17 protein-coding genes are annotated in these 20,495 nt (G+C 44.0%); 13 read left to right on the top strand and 4 right to left on the bottom strand.

The window, feature by feature from the left end; translation table 11 throughout:
* The first annotated feature begins 30 nt into the window (after positions 1 to 30).
* The 6 genes from hutC (at position 31) to OCT63_RS06815 (ending at position 7,389) form a co-directional block, all read left to right on the top strand.
* The gene (gene hutC / locus OCT63_RS06840; protein WP_060467535.1) at positions 31 to 744 is read left to right on the top strand and encodes a histidine utilization repressor; all 714 of its coding nucleotides are present in this window, start codon (positions 31 to 33) and stop codon (positions 742 to 744) included.
* A 114-nt stretch (positions 745 to 858) separates the two neighbouring features.
* Positions 859 to 2,109 (top strand): imidazolonepropionase, encoded by a 1,251-nt coding sequence (gene hutI / locus OCT63_RS06835; RefSeq protein WP_269983423.1) that lies wholly within the window; start codon positions 859 to 861, stop codon positions 2,107 to 2,109.
* Positions 2,096 to 3,160, top strand: coding sequence for a formimidoylglutamase (hutG, locus tag OCT63_RS06830; RefSeq protein ID WP_269983422.1), 1,065 nt, complete (start codon positions 2,096 to 2,098; stop codon positions 3,158 to 3,160). The genes hutI and hutG overlap by 14 nt, the downstream gene beginning before the upstream one ends.
* A 48-nt stretch (positions 3,161 to 3,208) precedes the next feature.
* On the top strand, positions 3,209 to 4,900 hold the full coding sequence (gene hutU, locus OCT63_RS06825) for a urocanate hydratase (protein ID WP_269983421.1): 1,692 nt from the start codon (positions 3,209 to 3,211) through the stop codon (positions 4,898 to 4,900).
* A 14-nt stretch (positions 4,901 to 4,914) separates the two neighbouring features.
* A complete protein-coding gene (gene hutH / locus OCT63_RS06820) occupies positions 4,915 to 6,447 on the top strand; it encodes a histidine ammonia-lyase (protein WP_161672140.1) in 1,533 nt (510 codons plus the stop codon).
* Between the two features lie 216 nt (positions 6,448 to 6,663).
* On the top strand, positions 6,664 to 7,389 hold the full coding sequence (locus tag OCT63_RS06815; protein WP_269983420.1) for a DUF3581 domain-containing protein: 726 nt from the start codon (positions 6,664 to 6,666) through the stop codon (positions 7,387 to 7,389).
* A 131-nt stretch (positions 7,390 to 7,520) separates the two neighbouring features.
* Here the strand turns inward: OCT63_RS06815 and OCT63_RS06810 are convergent, their stop codons facing one another.
* Both OCT63_RS06810 and ydiJ read right to left on the bottom strand, forming a co-directional pair.
* Positions 7,521 to 7,982: a methyltransferase family protein gene (locus OCT63_RS06810; RefSeq protein WP_077680297.1), complete on the bottom strand. Its 462-nt coding sequence runs from the start codon at positions 7,980 to 7,982 to the stop codon at positions 7,521 to 7,523.
* A 66-nt stretch (positions 7,983 to 8,048) separates the two neighbouring features.
* The gene (gene ydiJ, locus OCT63_RS06805) at positions 8,049 to 11,084 is read right to left on the bottom strand and encodes a D-2-hydroxyglutarate dehydrogenase YdiJ (protein WP_269983419.1); all 3,036 of its coding nucleotides are present in this window, start codon (positions 11,082 to 11,084) and stop codon (positions 8,049 to 8,051) included.
* Positions 11,085 to 11,304: 220 nt separating this feature from the next.
* Between ydiJ and OCT63_RS06800 the strand changes: the two genes are divergently transcribed.
* From OCT63_RS06800 to OCT63_RS06770, 7 genes are all read left to right on the top strand, one after another.
* Positions 11,305 to 11,988, top strand: coding sequence for a DUF3334 family protein (locus tag OCT63_RS06800; RefSeq protein ID WP_060467528.1), 684 nt, complete (start codon positions 11,305 to 11,307; stop codon positions 11,986 to 11,988).
* A 204-nt stretch (positions 11,989 to 12,192) separates the two neighbouring features.
* Complete coding sequence (locus tag OCT63_RS06795) at positions 12,193 to 12,882, top strand: DUF2786 domain-containing protein (RefSeq protein WP_060467527.1); 690 nt, start codon at positions 12,193 to 12,195, stop codon at positions 12,880 to 12,882.
* 110 nt (positions 12,883 to 12,992) lie between these two features.
* The gene (locus OCT63_RS06790; RefSeq protein WP_161754814.1) at positions 12,993 to 13,661 is read left to right on the top strand and encodes an OmpA family protein; all 669 of its coding nucleotides are present in this window, start codon (positions 12,993 to 12,995) and stop codon (positions 13,659 to 13,661) included.
* Between the two features lie 155 nt (positions 13,662 to 13,816).
* Positions 13,817 to 14,893 carry a J domain-containing protein gene (locus OCT63_RS06785; RefSeq protein WP_269983418.1) on the top strand — a complete coding sequence of 359 codons (1,077 nt, stop codon included), beginning with the start codon at positions 13,817 to 13,819 and terminating at the stop codon, positions 14,891 to 14,893.
* A gap of 165 nt (positions 14,894 to 15,058) precedes the next feature.
* Positions 15,059 to 15,247, top strand: a complete 189-nt coding sequence (locus OCT63_RS06780) for a hypothetical protein (protein ID WP_004733419.1) — start codon at positions 15,059 to 15,061, stop codon at positions 15,245 to 15,247.
* A gap of 378 nt (positions 15,248 to 15,625) precedes the next feature.
* Positions 15,626 to 16,033 (top strand): SulA-like leucine-rich domain-containing protein, encoded by a 408-nt coding sequence (locus OCT63_RS06775; protein WP_060467525.1) that lies wholly within the window; start codon positions 15,626 to 15,628, stop codon positions 16,031 to 16,033.
* A 213-nt stretch (positions 16,034 to 16,246) separates the two neighbouring features.
* A complete protein-coding gene (locus tag OCT63_RS06770; RefSeq protein WP_269983417.1) occupies positions 16,247 to 17,350 on the top strand; it encodes a phosphoribosylaminoimidazolesuccinocarboxamide synthase in 1,104 nt (367 codons plus the stop codon).
* A gap of 140 nt (positions 17,351 to 17,490) precedes the next feature.
* Here the strand turns inward: OCT63_RS06770 and OCT63_RS06765 are convergent, their stop codons facing one another.
* Positions 17,491 to 17,868: a hypothetical protein gene (locus tag OCT63_RS06765; RefSeq protein WP_060467523.1), complete on the bottom strand. Its 378-nt coding sequence runs from the start codon at positions 17,866 to 17,868 to the stop codon at positions 17,491 to 17,493.
* 204 nt (positions 17,869 to 18,072) lie between these two features.
* The gene (locus OCT63_RS06760) at positions 18,073 to 20,457 is read right to left on the bottom strand and encodes a helicase-related protein (RefSeq protein ID WP_269983416.1); all 2,385 of its coding nucleotides are present in this window, start codon (positions 20,455 to 20,457) and stop codon (positions 18,073 to 18,075) included.
* Between the last annotated feature and the right edge of the window lie 38 nt (positions 20,458 to 20,495).

Raw genomic sequence — 20,495 nt, 5'->3', positions numbered from 1 at the left:
TCTATTTGTATAGTCAAATAAGGTTTCATTATGTCAAAAGCACCGCTCTACCTGCAAATAAAACAATTCATAGACGAGAAAATCACTAGTGGTTATTGGCCAGTTGGTTATCAGATCACCACCGAACTTGAACTCACAGAACAGTTTAATGTGAGTAGAATGACAGTTAATAAAGCCATTCGAGACCTCGTTTCTGAAGGGAAATTAGTCAGAAAACCAAGGCTGGGAACTTTTGTTTGTGAGCCGAATGAAAAAGCCCAATCTCCCTTGCTTGATATCAATAACATCGCGCAAGAGATCAAAGACCGAGGCCAAACGTATACAAGCAAAGTCATCAAACACGAAAGCAGCAAGGCCGATGAAAGCACCGCCACACGGTTAGGTGTAATGATTCACGAAGAAGTTTTTTATAGTGAAATCATACATTTTGCAGATGGAACACCAATTCAGCTAGAGGCTCGATGGGTTAACTCTCTAGCCGCACCGAAATACCTTGAACAAGATTTTTCGGCATCAACACCTAATGAATACCTTTCAAAAAGTTGCCCATTGAGTGCTATTGAGCATACTGTTGAAGCCATTATTCCAGACTCAAAAATTAGAGCTTCTCTCAAACTTCTAGAATCAGAACCTTGCCTTCTTTTGAATCGAAGAACATGGAGCAAAGAGCGTCTAATCAGCTTTGCATTGCTCTACCATCCTGGTTCTAAGTACAAATTAAGCTCCAAGATAATTCTAGATTAAAAGAACATCGCCCTGAACTCTGATCACATTTTTGCAACATAAACTTGATTCAAGTAAACGTTTAGATTATTTATTTGTATATACATTTAATGTTTAGCAAAGATCTAGGTGATTATGAATTTAATCCTCAAAAACGCACGAGTGGTCTCCATGAGCTCGGGAACCGATGGTTATCAACCCTCTTTCCCTCAAGATATCGTTATCGAAAGCGGCAAGATAGTGTCCATCTCTTGTTCAAACCAAGGCGTACTTACTTCTGAGTTACAACAAGTCAGTGTTGATAGTTCTTTGGATTACGCCACCTATGACTGCAAAAATAAGTTAGTCACCCCAGGGCTAATTGATTGCCACACTCACCTGGTATTTGCGGGCAATCGTGCCAACGAGTTTGAACAACGTTTGAATGGTGTATCTTACACCGACATCGCTAAGCAAGGCGGCGGTATTCTAGCGACAGTCACTGCAACACGCGCAGCACAAGAGTCTGAACTGGTTGAAATGGCGCTACCTAGACTCGATGGCCTCCTAAGAAGTGGCGTAACCAGCATCGAAGTAAAATCGGGCTATGGTTTAACGCTTGATGATGAACTCAAAATGTTACGCGCAGCTAAAGCGTTAGAAAATCATCGCCGTATTAAGATCACCACCACTCTCCTTGCAGCACATGCTGTGCCGCCCGAATATAAAGAAAAACCGGATAGTTATATCGATCTGGTTTGCGAAGAGATCATTCCTAAAGCCGCAGAACAAGGGTTAGCCGATGCGGTTGATGTGTTCTGCGAATCTATCGGCTTCAATCTAGAACAAACCGAACGTGTCTTTGCAGCAGCCAAACAACATGGGCTAGCGATTAAAGGCCACACTGAACAACTTTCGAATATGGGAGGCAGTGCGCTTGCAGCAAAATACGGCGCACTCTCTGTTGACCATGTTGAGTACCTTGATGAAGCCGGAGTAAAAGCGCTAGCGGAATCAGGCACTGCTGCGACGTTACTACCTGGTGCTTTTTATTTCTTGAAAGAAACCCAACAGCCGCCAATTGCATTACTACGTAAACATAATATCCCTATGGCGATTGCTACCGACTTAAACCCCGGCACTTCCCCTTTTGCCGACCTAACACTAATGATGAATATGAGCTGTACATTATTTGGTACAACGCCTGAAGAGGCACTGCGCGGTGTGACTTGCAATGCTGCCGCTGCCATTGGCAAGTCAAAAAACAGAGGCAAAATTGAAGTGGGTTACGCTGCTGATTTGGCTATCTGGAATATCGAGCACCCTGCCGACCTTAGTTATCAAGTCGGTGTTCCTCACCTGCATAAACGCATTGTTAATGGCGAGGTATGTCATGACTCAATCTAAGTCTAACAACACCCAAGATAACGCAACAACCGTACATAACTTTGAGTGGGCGGGACGTAATGATCTCGAAGATGGTGCAATGGGTACGCGTGTTCACCACATCACTAGCCAAATCCAAAATAGTGATTTAAGTAACGAACCGACTAAGAATACTATCGCCTTAGTTGGCTTTGCCAGCGATGCGGGCGTTGCAAGAAACAAAGGTCGAGTAGGCGCGAAACAAGCACCTAACCTGATTCGCCAAGCTCTGGCTAATATGGCTTGGCACAGTGACGTGTACATCGCGGATCTTGGTGATATCGAGTGCAATGATGGCCAACTTGAAGTCAGCCAAAAACAATGCGCTTCTGTGATTGCCAATGCGTTATCAACAAACAAAGTGATTACCCTTGGCGGCGGTCACGAAGTGGCTTGGGCGTCTTTCCAAGGCCTCGCTGAGCATTTACATCAAACGGAACAACGACATAAAGCGGAACGCCTTCACAAAGATCAGTCGGTACAAAAACCTAAGATAGGCATCGTTAACTTTGATGCTCACTTTGATCTTCGTGAATTCGAAAGCGACATCGCTGACATTAAGCCCAGCTCAGGTACGCCTTTTAACCAGATCAATGATTACTGCCACACACATCAATGGCCATTTCATTACGCTTGTCTTGGCGTTAGTGCAGCCAGTAATACCAAAGCGCTGTTCAACAAAGCTGACCAACTTGGCGTTTGGTATGAACACGACCGCAACATGACCCAAGTGAATCAAACCGCTCAACTGGTTAAGTTACAAAAATTCATCGCTGAGTGTGATTATCTTTATCTCACTATCGATCTTGATGTATTTCCAGCTGCAACAGCACCGGGCGTGAGCGCACCCGCAGCCAGAGGCGTGAGCTATGAAGCGCTCGCGCCTTTCCTAGAACAGATTTTCAAACACCCTGAGAAACTCATTATCGCGGACATTGCGGAATACAACCCAAACTACGACGTCGACGGCCACACGGCTCGATTGGCGGCTCGTTTGTGTTGGGATATCGCCAATGCAATGGCCAACAACTAATTAAGCTATACCGACAGCTATATAACGTGAAACATAAGGAATTCCAGAATGACGGAACACAACAATGACCCTCGTCTAGACACGACTCGCGAAATTCGCGCACCGCATGGTACGGCTTTACGTGCTAAATCTTGGTTAACAGAAGCACCACTACGTATGTTGATGAACAACCTAGATCCAGATGTGGCAGAACACCCACATGCTCTGGTTGTGTACGGTGGTATTGGCCGTGCAGCTCGTGATTGGAAATGTTATGACAAGATTGTCGAAGTATTAGAACGTCTAGAAGATGACCAAACTCTACTTGTTCAGTCAGGAAAACCTGTAGGTGTATTCCCGACTCATAAAAATGCACCTCGCGTACTGATTGCCAACTCCAACCTTGTTCCACATTGGGCAAACTGGGAACACTTCAACGAGCTCGATAAAGAAGGCTTGATGATGTATGGACAAATGACAGCTGGTAGCTGGATCTACATTGGCTCACAAGGCATTGTTCAAGGTACTTATGAAACGTTTGTTGCTATCGCGAAAAAGCACTTCCAAGGCGAAGCAAATGGTAAGTGGGTTCTAACGGGCGGTCTTGGCGGAATGGGTGGTGCTCAACCTCTTGCTGCGACAATGGCTGGTTTCTCAATGATTGCGGTTGAGTGTGATGAATCTCGAATCGATTACCGTCTACGCACTGGCTATGTTGACAAGAAAGCCACCAGCTTAGATGAAGCAATGGCTATGATTAAAGAATCAGACACGCCTATTTCTGTTGGTCTATTAGGTAACGCTGCTGACGTATTCCCGGAGTTAGTAGAACGTAACATCACACCTGATGTAGTGACCGACCAAACCTCTGCCCACGATCCACTGAACGGCTACTTGCCTCAAGGTTGGACGATGGAGAAAGCCGCACAAGAACGTTTGATTGATGAAGCAAAAGTCGTGAAGGCAGCTAAACAATCCATGGCTGTTCAAGTACAAGCAATGCTAGACCTTCAGTATCGCGGTTCTGCGACCGTAGATTACGGTAACAACATTCGCCAAATGGCACTGGAAGAAGGTGTCGAGAATGCATTTGATTTCCCAGGCTTCGTTCCTGCGTATATTCGTCCTCTGTTCTGTGAAGGCATCGGCCCATTCCGTTGGGCTGCCCTTTCTGGCGACCCTGAAGACATCTATAAAACAGACCAAAAAGTAAAAGAACTGATTCCAGACAACCCACATCTGCACAACTGGCTAGATATGGCGCGTGAACGCATTCAGTTCCAAGGCCTACCAGCTCGTATCTGTTGGGTCGGTTTGAAAGATCGTGAACGTTTAGGCCAAGCATTCAATGAAATGGTTAAAAATGGCGAACTGAAAGCACCGGTTGTTATCGGTCGTGACCACCTAGACTCAGGTTCAGTCGCCAGTCCTAACCGTGAAACAGAAGGCATGATGGATGGATCAGACGCTGTATCAGATTGGCCTCTATTGAACGCTCTGCTAAATACTGCAGGCGGCGCAACTTGGGTTTCTCTACACCATGGTGGTGGCGTTGGAATGGGCTTCTCACAACATTCTGGTATGGTGATTTGTTGTGACGGCAGTGAAGATGCATCGCAACGTATTGCTCGTGTACTTCACAATGATCCGGCAACCGGTGTTATGCGTCATGCAGATGCAGGCTACGATATAGCCAAGCAATGTGCTAAAGAACAAAAGCTTGATTTACCTATGCTTAACGACGAACTGCGTCATCTTTAATGTCTGGAGAAAACATGTTGAATTTATTAATTAAACCAGGACAGCTCGGCCTACCTGAACTTCGCAAAGTGAGTCGCAGCCCTGTGAGCTTGTCACTCGATCCCGCAGCAATTCCTGACATTGAAGCAAGTACACGCGTTGTAGAGCAAGTGATTGCGGAAGATCGCACTGTATATGGCATCAATACAGGCTTTGGCTTGTTGGCAAACACCAAAATTGCGCCTGAAGATCTGGAAGTTCTACAAAAAAGCATCGTACTTTCTCATGCGGCTGGCATAGGCAAATTCATGTCTGATGAAACCGTGCGTTTAATGATGGTACTAAAAATTAACAGCTTGTCTCGTGGTTATTCAGGTATTCGACTGAAGGTAATTAATGCTCTAATCGATCTAGTGAATGCACAAGTTTATCCTTGTGTCCCACAAAAAGGCTCAGTAGGTGCCTCTGGTGACCTTGCTCCCCTAGCGCACATGAGTACAGTGCTATTGGGTGAAGGCCAAGCACGACACAACGGCAAGATAGTCACCGGCTTAGAAGCAATGAAAATCGCAGGTCTAGAACCAATAACACTAGCACCTAAAGAAGGTTTAGCTCTGTTAAATGGTACTCAAGCGTCCACAGCATTCGCATTAGAAGGCCTATTCGCCGCGGAAGATTTGTTCGCGTCTGCAACGGTATGTGGCGCTATGTCTGTTGAAGCCGCACTGGGTAGCCGTCGTCCGTTTGACCCTAGAGTCCATCGTGTTCGTGGCCACCGTGGCCAAATGGATGCAGCTCTGGCTTACCGTCATATGCTTGATCAAAATAGCGAGATTGGCGAGTCACATACTAGCTGTGAAAAAGTTCAAGACCCGTACTCACTACGCTGTCAGCCCCAAGTTATGGGGGCATGTTTACAACAAATCCGTAATTCTGCGGAAACCCTAAATGTTGAAGCGAACTCTGTATCCGATAACCCACTGGTTTTTGCTGAAGATGGCGACATTATTTCAGGCGGCAACTTCCATGCAGAACCAGTCGCAATGGCTGCAGATAATCTTGCTCTTGCGATTGCAGAGATAGGTAGCCTTTCAGAGCGAAGAATGGCACTGCTTATCGATAGCGCATTAAGTAAACTGCCACCTTTCTTAGTTGATAATGGTGGTGTGAACTCAGGTTTCATGATTGCTCAAGTGACCTCTGCTGCGCTGGCAAGTGAAAACAAAACACTTGCACACCCAGCTTCAATCGACAGCTTACCGACTTCGGCAAACCAAGAAGACCACGTATCAATGGCAACATTTGCGGGACGTCGTCTTCGATACATGGCTGAAAACACACGTGGCATATTGGCTGTCGAATATTTGGCCGCAGCACAAGGTCTAGACTTCAGAGCGCCGAACTTATCATCACCGCGTGTAGAAGAAGCGAAACAAATCCTTCGTGAAAAAGTCAGCTTCTATGACAAAGACCGCTATTTCTCACCAGATATTGAACAAGCAAACCTATTATTAAAGTTGTCAGCACACAACCACCTAATGCCTGAAGGTATTCTGTGTAGCTTCTAGATGCTATTGAAAACTCAATAACACGTCACATATACAAGGGCTATTAATTAGCCCTTGTTGCATTGAGCCAAGATAAACCCTCCCCCAAAATCGTCACATACCATCCAACATATTCATCTAATCCATTGATATTTATACAAAGTTAACTGGATAGACCATTAGAGAGAAGTTAGTTAGCTATAATCCACACCAGATTTGATGACTAATAGCGATACTATGTTTCTGACACCTTACTTTTCTACTGAAGACAATGAATTTCAATTCACTCGTGAACAAGCTAGCCACTTTGCAAAAAAAGTAGCTGCTGACTTCAACCCAATTCACGATGAAGACAATAAACGCTTTTGCGTACCTGGTGATCTTTTGTTTGCAGTACTTCTGCAAAAAGAAGGCATTAGCCAAAAAATGCGTTTTGATTTTTCAGGCATGGTTGGTAATGGTATTGCGCTAAGCGTTGACAAAAAATGTGATAGAGAAAGCTCATTAGTTGACGAAAAAGGCAAAGAATACCTCCACATGTCATGTGAAGGTAAAAAGAGTCACGATCAAGCATTCATCGAGCACGTGGTAACAAACTACGTTAAGTTTTCAGGCATGAACTTCCCGCACATCATGGTGCCTCTAATGGAAGAACAGCAAATGATGATCAACTGCCAGCGCCCTCTTGTGATTTACGAGAGCATGGAAGTTGAATTTACTCGCCTAGACCTAACCAACCCAGAAGTTGAATTTTCTGGTGCAACTTTTAATGTTGAAGGCAAACGAGGTATCGTGACGCTGAACTTTGATTTTAAAGAAGACGGTGAAGTGGTAGGTAAAGGCGTAAAACGCATGGTAGCAAGTGGCCTTAAGCCATACGACCAAGCTTCTGTAGACGACCTAGTAAACCGCTTCAACGAGCGTAAAGAGATGTTTTTAGCTCAGTTCGCAGCTGCTGCTTAATGGACACTCTTATTTACACCACTTGATGTAAATAGCTCTAGAACAAGATCAGTAAAGCCCAGCTTGATATCCTCAAGCTGGGCTTTTTAGTTTCGATTCCTAATTCAACTAATCCACTCAACAAATCGACACTAAATCCAACGCCTAACCTTTTGTTTGTAATCAACATATTCTGCACCAAATAATTGCTCTAGTGCGCGCTCTTCCGGCTTGATCTGGAAATGATTCATGTAAATTACGAATACAAAACTTAATAAAACACTGAACAGGTTTTGGAAGAAATAGCCAAGGCAAAACAGTAGGATGAATAGCCCTAGATACATCGGATTTCGCGTGTAACCAAAGATACCACTGTCCACGACTGACGAGGCAGTTTCGACTTTGATCGGATTAACGGTGGTTTTTTGTTTTCGAAACTCCCATATACCAGATAATCCGACCACGCCACTCAGTGCAATTCCGATCCCCAGAACAATGACCTTATAAGGCAATACTATTGCCCCTACACTCAGGTGCTGAGCACTAAAATAAGACGCAACGAATACTAGTATAAATAGAGCAACCGGTGGGACTTTTAACTCTAGAAATCTCATAGCTTTCCTTATTAACAATTCCATTGTTAGTTTAGAAAAAGCCCAGCAATTGCTGGGCTAAATGTATTAAAGAATTTTTGCGAGCGCCTGTAATGGGTGGGCAAGCTTCTCACCCTCAAAACGCTTCACTTGGCTTCGGCAGGAATACCCCGTCACTAAGCAACGCTCTTTCGGTAAGTCTTGCATCCTTGGCTTCCAACTTAGACTGAATATATCTTTCGACATCTGTAGCTTATCGACTTCGTGCCCGAAGGTGCCCGCCATACCACAACAGCCGACAGGAACGCTGGTAAGTTCAGCGCCAAAGTGTTTGAAGATAGCGCCCCACTCTTTTTCAGCGTTCGGCATTTTGGTTTTCTCAGTACAGTGGGCGAACAAGTACCACATTTCCTCACTTGTAGAACGCGCTTCAAACTCACCGAGCGATGGCATTAACCATTCATGCACGGTGAGCACATCAAAGTCGCCACGCTTATCCGCTAAGATCTCGACGTATTCATCGCGGTAACAAAGTACCAGAGCCGGATCGACACCCACTAAAGGAATACCAATATCAGCGACCATCGACAAGAAATCAGACGTCGATTTCGCCTCACGTGCAAAACGACTTAAAAAGCCTTTGATGTGCAGTGCTTTACCATTTGGCTTAAACGGCAGTAATACTGGAGTTTTACCAAGCTTCTGAGCCAGAGTGACGAAGTCTTCAACGACTTCTGCATCATAAAAGCTAGTAAACGGGTCTTGAACGATCAATACATGCTGTTTCTTCTGATCAGAAGACAAGCCTTCTAAGTACTGTAAGTCGAAGAGTTGCAGTTCTTTACTCGCCAGACGATTTTTCAGCGTAGGCACCGACATCAATGGTGCATCGACATAACCGACTGTTTTCGCCGTTGCAGATTGAACCCACTTTTGCCCCAATGCTGCGTTCACAACTTTCGGCGCTTTCGCCATCAGCGGCAGCATGGATTCAATGTTGGCAACTAAATAGTCTTTTGCTGGGCGCTGATAACGCGAGTAATAGATGTTTAAGAATCGAGAACGGAAGCTCGGCACATCGACTTTAATAGGACACTGGCTCGCACACGCTTTACATGCCAAACAACCGTTCATCGCTTCGTGGACTTCATGTGAGAAATCGTACTCATGGCGCTTGTTCATCGTGTTGCGAACACGTTCCACCATGGTTTTAACCGGAGTGTTATCTTTTAGCGCTTCTTGCTCTAAATCGAGAATATCGACGCCTTGTTCCGTTAACTGGCGTAACCATTCTCTCACGAGGCCTGCACGGCCTTTCGGGGAATGACGACGGTCTGCCGTGACTTTCATCGAAGGACACATTGGCGAGCTCGTATCGTAGTTGAAACACAACCCGTTACCGTTACACTCCATCGCTTGCTTAAAGCTATCACGAACTTGTACGTCAATCTGACGATCATAAAAGCCACGTTTGGTATCAGTCACTTTTACCAATTCAGCATCACTGTCTAATGGCGTACAGATCTTGCCCGGGTTCATCTTGTTGTGTGGGTCGAATGCGGCTTTAACACGTCTTAATTCGGTAAACAGCTCTTCACCAAAGAAGTCTGGACCATATTCAGAACGGAAGCCTTTACCGTGTTCACCCCACATTAAGCCGCCGTATTTCGCCACCAGCTTAACCACTTCATCAGAGACTTCGTGCATTAATGCTTCTTGCATCGGATCACATAAGTCCAGAGCTGGACGAACGTGTAATACGCCCGCGTCAACGTGACCAAACATGCCGTAGTTCAACTCTTTGGAATCGAGTAACACTCTAAATTCAGAGATAAAATCCGCCAAGTTTTCCGGTGGTACACAGGTATCTTCAGCAAAAGCGACCGGCTTAGCTCGACCTTTTGCTGCACCTAATAGACCCACCGCTTTTTTACGCATGTTGTAGATTCGGCCAATGCTCGCTAAGTCGCTGCACACTTGGAAGCCAATCACACCCGCGTCTTCGGTTTCTACCATGGTTTCAAGTTGTGCAGTCAGCGCTTGAACTTGTTGTTCAACTTCCGCTTCATCTTGGCCAGCAAACTCAACCATGTTGATGCCAAGCATCTCTTTATTTGGCACATCCATCAGCAGGTCGCTCACGGTGTGCCAAACAATATCTTGCTTCGCAAGATTCAATACTCTTGAATCAACGGTTTCAACAGACAGTGCTTTCGCTTCAACCATGAACGGCGCATTACGCAACGCAGAGTCAAACGTGTTGTATTTCACGTTAACCAGTGTTCGCGCTTTTGGAATTGGCGTTAAATTTAGTTTTGCTTCAGTAATGAATGCGAGTGAACCTTCGGCACCGCATAAAACGCGAGTCAGGTCAAAGCTGTCATCTTGTTCGTTGATTGCATTCTTTAGATCGTAGCCTGTTAAAAAGCGATTCAACGGGGGGAATTTATTTAGGATTTGAGCACGTTTTTCACGACAAACAGCCTCAGTCACCGCAAGTGCATGGTGAGCAAATTCACCCTCAACGGGTAAGCCGTGTGATAAATCAGATTCGAGACATGAACCATCTGCGAACACGGCTTGCAGCGACAACACATGATCAGAGGTTTTCCCGTACTTGAGTGACCCTTGACCAGAAGCATCGGTATTAACCATGCCACCTATAGTTGCTCGGTTACTGGTTGAAAGGTCTGGAGAAAAAAAGTAACCGTAGGGACGCACAGCATCGTTCAATTGGTCTTTAACGACGCCAGACTGAACTCTTACCCAGCCTTCGTTTTCGTTAATCTCAAGAACCTTATTCATATATCGTGATAGGTCAACCACCACGCCTTTTGTTAATGACTGTCCGTTGGTGCCAGTACCACCGCCGCGAGGAGAAAAAGTCACTCGTTCGTAAGCGGATTTAGAACCAACTTTGCCGATCAATGCAACGTCGTGCGTTGTCTTAGGAAGAATGACAGCCTGTGGCAATTGCTGATAGACACTGTTATCAGTCGCCACGGCCAAACGGCTAGAATATTGAGATTCAATGTCGCCAGTAAAGCCCACTGTTTTTAAATCATCTAAAAAGCGTACGACTACTGGGTCGACATCAGCATTGAGTTGAAGTCTTGGTAACATTTGCTTCCTGCCCCTACTTCGCTGATCCTATCAGCATTGGGTTATTTGAGATTTTAGTAATTTTCTTTGAATTTCGTCACTTTACTACTATTAAGATCATATAAAAAGGTGCTCAAATAAGAATCTCAGTGCAAGAATAGAGAAATAGTCACTTTTGTCTTAATTCAGTAGTAATATATTGAATAACATTTTGTTTAAGGCACTTCACGAGCACATCACAATGAAAAAAAACAAAACAGTCACAACTGAAGATATTCTTCTTAAGCTATGCCAATCAGTCTCCAGCGTACTCACTTCAGCGACGGCTTCTCAAGTGTCCTATTCAGCCATGGTTCAAAAAATCAATAAAACGAGTTTGAAACCTGATTTCGGCTGTTTCGTCTTATTTGACGGTGGTTTTTCCGGTCTTGTTGTTATCAACTTTACGTCAAAAGCGGCATTAGAGATCTATGCCAATTATATGCGTAACATGGGGATGCCAGAAGAAGAACTTGCTGTTCTCCATACTTCAGACGAAGTTGGTGATGTATTGGGTGAATTAATGAATCAATTAGTCGGCGACTTTACGAATAAAATCCGTAAAGAACTGCAAACTAACATCACGCAAAACCAGCCTAAAATGCTGGCGCTTAACAAGCAAGTTAACCTTTCTGTAGACACCAACCTAGATCGTCCACAAGCGCGCCGTGTAACTTTCTCAACCGAAAAGAACAATATCTTCTATCTTGAGTTAGCCATGGATAAGACAGAATTCATACAATTGGAAGAATTTGAAATCGCTGAGGACGAATGTCCAGATAGCATTCTTGAAACTACTCAGAAAAATATGCAAGGAGCAAACAAACCCACTCAAAGCTCAGGCAACGATTCTGCAGCGGATTTACTCGATGAACTCGGAATCTAACTCCACAAAGCCCTAGTCGTTCTGATAAATAACCTCACTAACGCCATCAATACGCTGATGGCGTTTTTATTTTTCGAAAAACAGCTTTACCTCGACTTCATCACCAGACCTATAGGCTTATATGTGAGTTTTAACTTTCTGTTACCGGTCAAAACATGTAAAATGTCGGACTTTTAAAAATTTGCGGTAATGATTAAGTAGTCGATGGATAAGAAAAAAGCCCTAAAGAAAATTGCCAAGTGTCTTGAGCTTGGAAATTCTGCGAACGTCAATGAAGCTGCCAATGCGATAAAAATGGCGCACAGCTTGATGCTGAAATATGGTCTCGAAAAAGACGATATTGAGTTTATCAAGATGGGAAAAACTCAATCCAGTCATCTGTTACCTGCAAATATCAGTTCTACACTGCTGCGTGTTATTCGTGGTATCAACACCAAATTTGGTGTTGAAGCCGTGCTACTGAATCACAAAGGCCTCAAGCGTGTTGAATTCATTGGTGAAGCCGATCGCGCTATCTTTGCAGCTTTTGCGTTCGATATTATTTATCGCGAGTTGAATGAACACACGGGCCAATTCAGAAATAGCTTCGCTGGCTCAGGAACCGGATCATTAGAGGTTACACGTCGTGTGAACTCGTTTGTTTCAGGTTGGGTTGAAGGTGCGCTTGAGAAACTACCTACTATTACCCCAGACGATGAATCAAACAACAAGATCAATAACTACATTGATAAAGAATTCAAAAATATCGACCGCGAAACTTTCAAGCAACAACTGAGAGAGGCGATGAAAAACCTCACCGCAGATTATGAAGTTGGCTTGAAGAAAGGTCGTAAACTGTCTGTTAATAGACCAGTTGCCGGCGCCCAGGCAGCGAAAAAGATAACTAAATCATAGAGCCACTTTACATTGCATCAGCGTATTGATAAAACCACCAATAAGATTTACAGGACTATGTTTGTCATTCGAATTCATCGTTTGACTGAAGTACATGATGGAGAAATACGTTGAAAAAAATCACTCTAGCCCTAGCGCTTACTGCCGCTCTAACGGGTTGCCAGGCAACGCAACGCCAAAACGCGACAACTGGCGAGTCTGAGACTAACTCTGCAACTCAAGGCGCGCTAATTGGTGCTATCGCAGGCGCCGTTGCTGGGGCTGTTACCGGTGACGATTCTAAAGACCGCCGTAAGCGGGCTTTAATTGGTGCTGCGGGCGGAGCTGCCGTTGGCGGAGGTGTTGGTTACTACTTTGACCAACAAGAAACCGCACTTCGTGAAGAGCTAATGAACTCAGGAGTTCAAGTACAGCGTGTAGGTGAGAACCAACTTCTACTTCGTCTAGAGAACGGCATCGGTTTTGATTCCAGCTCTTACGCTTTGCAGTCTAGCATTCACAACACGCTGCGCGGTGTTGCTCGTATCTTAGTTGAATATCCAGATACTAGCCTAGTGATTGAAGGTCACACTGACAGCACTGGCCGTGAATCGACTAACCAAATCCTTTCCGAGCGTCGCGCCGAATCCGTTCGTTCATTCTTGGTCTCTCAAAATGTAGCGGCAGGTCGTGCTATTGCCCGTGGTAACGGTGAGCGCTACCCTCTTTGTGACAACAAAACCTCTCAAGGTCGTGCTTGCAACCGTCGCGTAGAAATTCAAATCTTGCCACTTAAGTAGCACAACTAAAGCCCAGCTCGTCTTTATCTATTGAATTAACCATTATATAGTTGCTTGTCAGCCGTGTTACTTATTCAAAGTAATACGGCTAACCAACAATCATCAATGTATTCATATTGAACTATCGACTCTGGGCTTTTTACGAGACTTATCTTTTGCTTATCTTATCCAACTTGTTGTCGTCGTCATTTCTTAGAACTCTATTTCTAGCCCTCACCTTTTCCACGATACAGTTGTCAATCACACATTTCGTTTATGCTGAAAGCAGTGGTGAGTTTTCACTAGAATCACAACCTCAAGATCCAGTTTCTCAATATCAGTTAGCTCAAGCTTATGAGTCGGGGGTCGACGTCCCTCTTAGCACCAGCGACGCATTTTATTGGTATACGCAATCAGCAGATAATGGCAATTCAGATGCGCAATTTCAACTCGGCGAGTGGTACTTGGCGGGAACAAGTGTCGAGCAAGATAACAAACAAGCCTTAGAGTGGTTCATCAAAGCGGCATTGCAAGGTAACAAGCAAGCGCCTCTAGAAGTAGCTAAGATCTACGAGTCCTCACTTAATAAGGAGCTCCTTCAACCACTAGATGCCGCGCAGCTATGGTATGAAGCAGCCTTACCAGACCATCCTGACGCAGAAGATGGATACAATCGTGTTCTGGAAGCACAATTCAACCAACAACGCGCAAAGCAGATTTCTTCAATTGAACAACTCGATAATAGTACTGATCCTTCAAGTAACTCTAAGCAAACCTCTAGTTCTCTACCGAAGAATCCAGATTCAAACTCACGCCAACCGTCTTCTTTAGCAAATATATCGATGTTTGAGTTATCGATTGGCGCGCTTGTTGCACTTTTAAGCGTTACCACCACTCTCTTTATAATCCGAGCGAGACATAACCCAAACTCTGCGATATTGAGCCAGCAACGGGATTCTCTTGAAGATCAGATAAAAGCTCAAAGCGCTACGATAAAGCATCAAAAAAGACAACTGCATGCGATGTTTACCGAACTAAAGAAACAGAAAAATTCAAAGGAAATACAAAAATTACAAATGGCTTGCGCTTTATTCGGATATACACCGAGCTCTATTCCTGAACAGAGAAGTGTAAAAGCTAGATACAAACAACTATCAAAAATATACCACCCTGACGCTAGCGGGTGCGACGAAGAAATGAAGCGCTTGAACAATGCGCTAAAAACCCTACTAGAAAATGTTACAAAACCGTAAACAAGCACACTTATTAAATTTATAAAGTCACAAATATACCGACTTTATTAGTGTTGCAATCGATCCCCTTCTCAAAAATAGGTAACAAACTATTAACTAATAGGTCTTACTTGTGTCATAATTTGCGCCGAAAATACACCTGGCGTATACAGGTGAGGAGAGAATATGTTCACAATAGAAGGCGTTTGTGATTGGTGCAAAAAGCCAAGCCTAGTAAAAAAGCACGACTACCTAGATGGTAAGTGTCATCATGCATGTAAAGAGTGCAATGATATTGCAACCATTGATGTTCGCCAGTTCAATATTGGTGAAATGGAAATGAGAGCGAAACTCTCCCAAGCGACACTGAGATAAGTAACACTTCTGAAATATAAGAAAGCGCCTAAGGCGCTTTTTTTGTATCTGGGGCTTATCTTCTTATCTTCTTATCTTCTTATCTTCTGATCTTCTTATCTTCTTATCTTCTTATCTTCTTATCTTCTATACGGAGGTATACAGTACTTTTATGCAAAAACCACTGTATACACCTGTATGAAACTCACATATTTTTCAACTTATGAGACAAAATAGTAAATTCATTCGAATTTAATTTATTATTTACTTTCATATAGTTAGATGATCACTATCTATTTTTTTGACAAAGATCGTCCAATAATCCCGCAAAAAACGCTTGATCTTATAAACAACAAAAACTACTGTATACACATACAGCATGTATATAAGGACAGCAAAATGATTCAAGCACACGTTAAAGCACAACACTCTAGCCCGCTAGTTCACTGCGCATTTACATCAGTTTCTCGCAAAAACAAAAACTCAAACGAGGAAGCGTTGTTCGCAAGAATGGCGTTGCTGTCCAATCAATATCAATGGCTGCTGTTTACTGCTCAAACACCAAGACCATCAGCCAAGCAGCTCAAACAACATAACGTGTGCTGCGACCGCGTTATTCATATGAAAGCATCGCACCAAATGACAGAAGTCGAGACAGTCGAGAAAGCCATCCGCTCTAAGAATGCGAGTGCGATTGTTGCGAGTTCTTCTATTGACCAGTTCAGTCAACAGTACCTAAGAACGTTAGGGTTGCGCTTTCAATGTGAAGTCTTCTTTATGGATGCCAATTCAGAACGTATTCACTAAACCGACGTAGTCCAAACATACTGCCTTCCCCCTGCTCTACAATTCGCCAATTTCTTAGCGGATAGTTAGGCGGGGGTTTTTATTTGATCAATAGATTTAGCAATCGATTGCTTTTTCTCTGGAAGCAAATAATAGATTGGGTATAATGCCCGTCTAATCATGTGCACACCGCACTTCTCTGTACGACGTTTGATAAAAAATAGGAATGTCTAAATGAGCCTTGCTGATCAAGTTCTTGCCGTAAATGATGACCTACCAATCCGCACTGATAAACCTGTCCACAGTGGCAAGGTTCGCTCAGTCTACTGGTTAACTGAAGAAGATAGCCAACGACTAATTCAAGAGAAAGGCTACGATGTAGCACCAGGCGCTCCTCTAGCTATTATGGTGATCAGTGACCGAATCTCTGCGTTTGATTGTATCTGGCGCGGTGAAGGGAATCTTAAAGGTGTTCCAGGTAAGGGGGCGGCTCTGAATGCTATCTCTAACCATTGGTTCAAACTGTTCCAAGACAACGGGCTTGCCGATAGTCATATTCTTGATATCCCGCACCCATTCGTATGGATTGTACAAAAAGCTCGCCCGGTCATGATTGAAGCTATTTGTCGTCAATACATCACAGGCTCAATGTGGCGTGCATACGCGAATGGCGAACGCGAATTCTGTGGTATCGAGATGCCGGAAGGACTTGAGAAAGACAAGAAATTACCGGAGCTTCTAATCACACCTTCAACAAAAGGGATTTTAAAAGGTATCCCCGGCGTACCTGAAGCTGATGACGTCAACATCACACGTAACAACATCAAAGATAACTTCGCAGCGTTCAACTTTACTCAAGCGAGTGATATCGCGCATTACGAGAAACTGCTAAAGGAAGGCTTTAACGTTATCAGTCAAGCATTAGCTAACGTAGACCAAATTTTTGTCGATACGAAGTTTGAATTTGGCTATGTAAACGATGCTCAAGGCAAAGAGAAACTCATTTATATGGATGAAGTCGGCACGCCAGACTCATCGCGAATCTGGGATGCTCAGGAATACAAAAACGGCAACATCGTTGAAAACTCAAAAGAAGGTTTCCGTCAGTTCTTACTTAACTACTTCCCTGATGCAGACATCTTGTTGAACAAAGAACGTATGCCAGAGCGTGAAGCATTAGCTCGTGATAATGAACTTCCACTAGATTCATTAATGTCTTTGTCTCGAACTTACCTTGATATCGCAGCAAAAATTACAGGTGCTGAGATCGTACTGAGCGACAATCCTAAACAAGAGATCATCGATATATTGCGTGCCGACTACGGGCTGATCGACTAATTGCGTTCGTTTTCTCATGCAACCTGAATACAAAAAGGGCCTCAAGATTGAGGCCCTTTCTATATGATGTTAATAAGTTGTCGTACACTTAACGCTTGTGGTCAACGTTCATAATTAAAGATTAGGATTGGTACTTGTAGCTAGAGCTTAATGGTAAACTCTTCTCCAGAATTAACCGCAAGCACTAAATGACTACGCGATTCGATATACTCTATCTGCTCTTCTTCAAGAGAATATGGCATCACAACTTTGAGTTCATTTATCCCTTCTAGCTTGGCAAGCTTAAGCAAGGTGACAATGTTTGACTCATCACTTTTACGAGTAGACATTGATTTCAATGCCATCTGCCATAAACGATCTTCTGGGCTTGCTAGCTCTTTAATACTATCGCGCCAGACAGTACTGAATACTGGGGCAATGGTGGTAAGTGCTTCAAGGAAAGTCCATTTTTTACTGCATGAGGCGCCAAGAAATGTTGTGTAATCAAATTCTACACACGTTTCTTTCTGTTTATCCATGATGTCCCCCGACACTTTGGCAACATAATATACTTAATATCCACCAACTTCTTTTATATAGCAATAGGATATAGAAGAATGGTATTTTATGACCTTTTGGTTGGTTAAAAAGGCATATAAAAATCAAGTTTGTAACAAAATAAGTACTGACAAATCACATATGCGCCTATTTGATTAATATTTTAGAGATAAAACTTATCTAAGCTATTTGATATCGATAATACGGCTCGCTTTTTTATATTGAATACGCCATCCTGACCATGTTGGTAGCTCCCAACGTTTTGGCGATAACTTGCGACCACCCGATTGATAATGCACGTAAATCAGCTTTCTTCCGGGGAAGTATTCGACACTAAGCTGTAAATCGGCAAGGCTCAAGGCAAACGGATATTTTTCTGAAAACTCTGAATAGAGCCAAGTTGGGATGCCTTCAAAGGGAATATCTGAATGTTCGAACATTTCTAGCTCGCTGATGTCAGTAACCCCTAACACTTCGAGTTGCTCTATAAACCATCCCTCAAAACTCAATTGTTCAATCTCTGGGGTATTGTGTATTTGCTCATCGAGGCCAAGTCTCACGTACAACTGCCAATGCTTGATCTCTTGAGTGCGGCGTTCTACAAAACCGGGAAGCTGCTCACCGCTGACTACGAGGTCTACGATAGGCTTTAAAGACAACTGACCTTCTGCCGCCACTAACTTGGTCGTAATCGTGCGACCAGCATAAACCAATGCCATCTCGGTAAAAATACCCTCATCATTGACCACGGTTTCACCTTGCTGCCATTCACCCAATTCTGCTTCAACAACGAGTTCTAAAGGAACAGGCGCAGTGGTCGTCGCTAAGGTCAGTGTCTGCTTCACGCCACGCCCCGGCAAGCTATGAGTGTCCAACACCAACATGGCTTGTGCATTATCAGGGAAACGACTCTGACGGCCGAGTACCACCTCTAATATGCCATTGGCAAAGGCTTCTTTTCTTTTAACTCGGCGTACAAACACCAGTTCAGGATGCAGATTCATAATGGTCTTAAGCAGTTCAATGCGTTGGAAACGTGACGCGACTTCTAACTGAGGAAGCTCAAACACCTCACGCATTTGCTTCGCCAAACCTTGGGCTTCATTTAATGCCTGTTGGTCTATTTCTAAATGCGGATAATCACGACCGCGAATAACCTGAATTAACAGGGATAAATCACACCCTTCTTTTTCTTGCTGAGCCAGCGCTTCAAGGTGCTCTGCATTGCTAGGTAATTGGTACAAACGAGCCGGAACGGACAATGCGGCCGTGAGATCCACCATGGCCTCTTTGAGTGCTTTGGTTTTGATTCGAGTAACGATATCGGCATACAGAGCATCAATCGGTAGCGGGTATAGCTTTTTACCGTGCTCAGTAATTTGATGGTTGATGTTAATCGCTTCCATCGTTAGCAAGGTTTGAGTCGCGCTGTTTAGCGATTTTTCAGGAATAGAATCGAGGAAAGATAGGCTCTCAAGTGGTGATCCACAGCAGGCAGCTGCAAGCATTGGCTCTGTCAGTTCTTCACGCTGCAGCTCAGGAGGCGTGACTAACTCTAATGCAGCGTGTTCACCATATAGGCGAACGCAGACACCATCCATCACCCTACCCGCACGGCCCGCTCGTTGCTTGGCACTGGCTCGTGATATGGATTTGAGCATCAGAGTCGTTCTGCCGTTGCGTTGAACGGTTCGTCTTTCCAATCCTGAATCTATCACCACACCAATGTCGGGAATGGTTAATGAGGTTTCTGCCACGTTGGTAGCAAGAATGACCTTTCGCAAACCGCTGCCATTATCGCTATTACCAGTATTGCGACCAGACAACGCAAGATCTCGCTCTTTATCACTGACCGATGCATGCAATTTAATGACTTGGATATCCGGATTTTTCGCCAAGGCTTGTTCACATTGCATGATCTCTTTTTTTCCCGGCAGGAAAACCAACATATCGCCATGAGAAGCGATAAGTTGATGGGTCACTTCTTCGGCAATACGTTGCTCTAAATGTCGAATATCCGGCAATGTTCTTGATTCCGTCGCTCGGTGTTCAATAGCAACTTGATAGGTTCGACCTTCGCAAATGATTCGATTCGCATTCAAATAGTGAGCAAGACGCTCCCCTTCAATCGTTGCTGATGTTATCACCAAACGATGGCTCACTTTTTGTTTGAGAATCGCCACCAGTAGATCGATATCCCACCGTCTTTCGTGAAATTCATCAACAACGATGACGTCAAAGCCTGCAAGCCCATCTTCTGATAACCAACGTAATGCAATACCGGGAGTCACAAACACAACGTTCGTTTGCTCGTTGTATTCCGACTCAAGCTTGATGGCATAGCCAACTTTTGAACCTAGCTTCTCATCCGATTGTTGCGCTAAATATTTAGCGAGTGACGTACAAGCGATTCGTCTTGGTTCAACAACCAACACTCGCCCATGCGCTGATGCCCAAACTGGTAAGCGTGTTGATTTACCCGATCCAGTTTCAGCTTCGACAACAAGATGAGAATTAGAGATCTGTTCATGGAAAGTTTTTTGATAAGAATCGATGGGAAGTGATGACATACAGAGGGTAACTAATGGAAAACTGTGAGCAAAGTATA

It is taken from the genome of Vibrio sp. RW, from assembly GCF_027587105.1.
GTDB classification, from domain to species: domain Bacteria; phylum Pseudomonadota; class Gammaproteobacteria; order Enterobacterales; family Vibrionaceae; genus Vibrio; species Vibrio toranzoniae.
The sequence above is the reverse complement of the archived record's forward strand: the minus strand, read 5'-3'. Positions and strand labels throughout refer to the sequence as shown.

Excerpts from the sequence above, each read along its gene's own strand:
- hutU (WP_269983421.1), top strand. The coding sequence starts at position 3,209 with ATGACGGAACACAACAATGACCCTCGTCTAGACACGACTCGCGAAATT.
- OCT63_RS06770 (WP_269983417.1), top strand. The coding sequence starts at position 16,247 with ATGAGCCTTGCTGATCAAGTTCTTGCCGTAAATGATGACCTACCAATC.
- hutG (WP_269983422.1), top strand. The coding sequence starts at position 2,096 with ATGACTCAATCTAAGTCTAACAACACCCAAGATAACGCAACAACCGTA.
- OCT63_RS06795 (WP_060467527.1), top strand. The coding sequence starts at position 12,193 with ATGGATAAGAAAAAAGCCCTAAAGAAAATTGCCAAGTGTCTTGAGCTT.
- hutC (WP_060467535.1), top strand. The coding sequence starts at position 31 with ATGTCAAAAGCACCGCTCTACCTGCAAATAAAACAATTCATAGACGAG.
- OCT63_RS06775 (WP_060467525.1), top strand. The coding sequence starts at position 15,626 with ATGATTCAAGCACACGTTAAAGCACAACACTCTAGCCCGCTAGTTCAC.
- hutH (WP_161672140.1), top strand. The coding sequence starts at position 4,915 with ATGTTGAATTTATTAATTAAACCAGGACAGCTCGGCCTACCTGAACTT.
- ydiJ (WP_269983419.1), bottom strand. The coding sequence starts at position 11,084 with ATGTTACCAAGACTTCAACTCAATGCTGATGTCGACCCAGTAGTCGTA.
- hutI (WP_269983423.1), top strand. The coding sequence starts at position 859 with ATGAATTTAATCCTCAAAAACGCACGAGTGGTCTCCATGAGCTCGGGA.
- OCT63_RS06780 (WP_004733419.1), top strand. The coding sequence starts at position 15,059 with ATGTTCACAATAGAAGGCGTTTGTGATTGGTGCAAAAAGCCAAGCCTA.
- OCT63_RS06760 (WP_269983416.1), bottom strand. The coding sequence starts at position 20,457 with ATGTCATCACTTCCCATCGATTCTTATCAAAAAACTTTCCATGAACAG.
- OCT63_RS06815 (WP_269983420.1), top strand. The coding sequence starts at position 6,664 with ATGTTTCTGACACCTTACTTTTCTACTGAAGACAATGAATTTCAATTC.
- OCT63_RS06765 (WP_060467523.1), bottom strand. The coding sequence starts at position 17,868 with ATGGATAAACAGAAAGAAACGTGTGTAGAATTTGATTACACAACATTT.
- OCT63_RS06800 (WP_060467528.1), top strand. The coding sequence starts at position 11,305 with ATGAAAAAAAACAAAACAGTCACAACTGAAGATATTCTTCTTAAGCTA.
- OCT63_RS06810 (WP_077680297.1), bottom strand. The coding sequence starts at position 7,982 with ATGAGATTTCTAGAGTTAAAAGTCCCACCGGTTGCTCTATTTATACTA.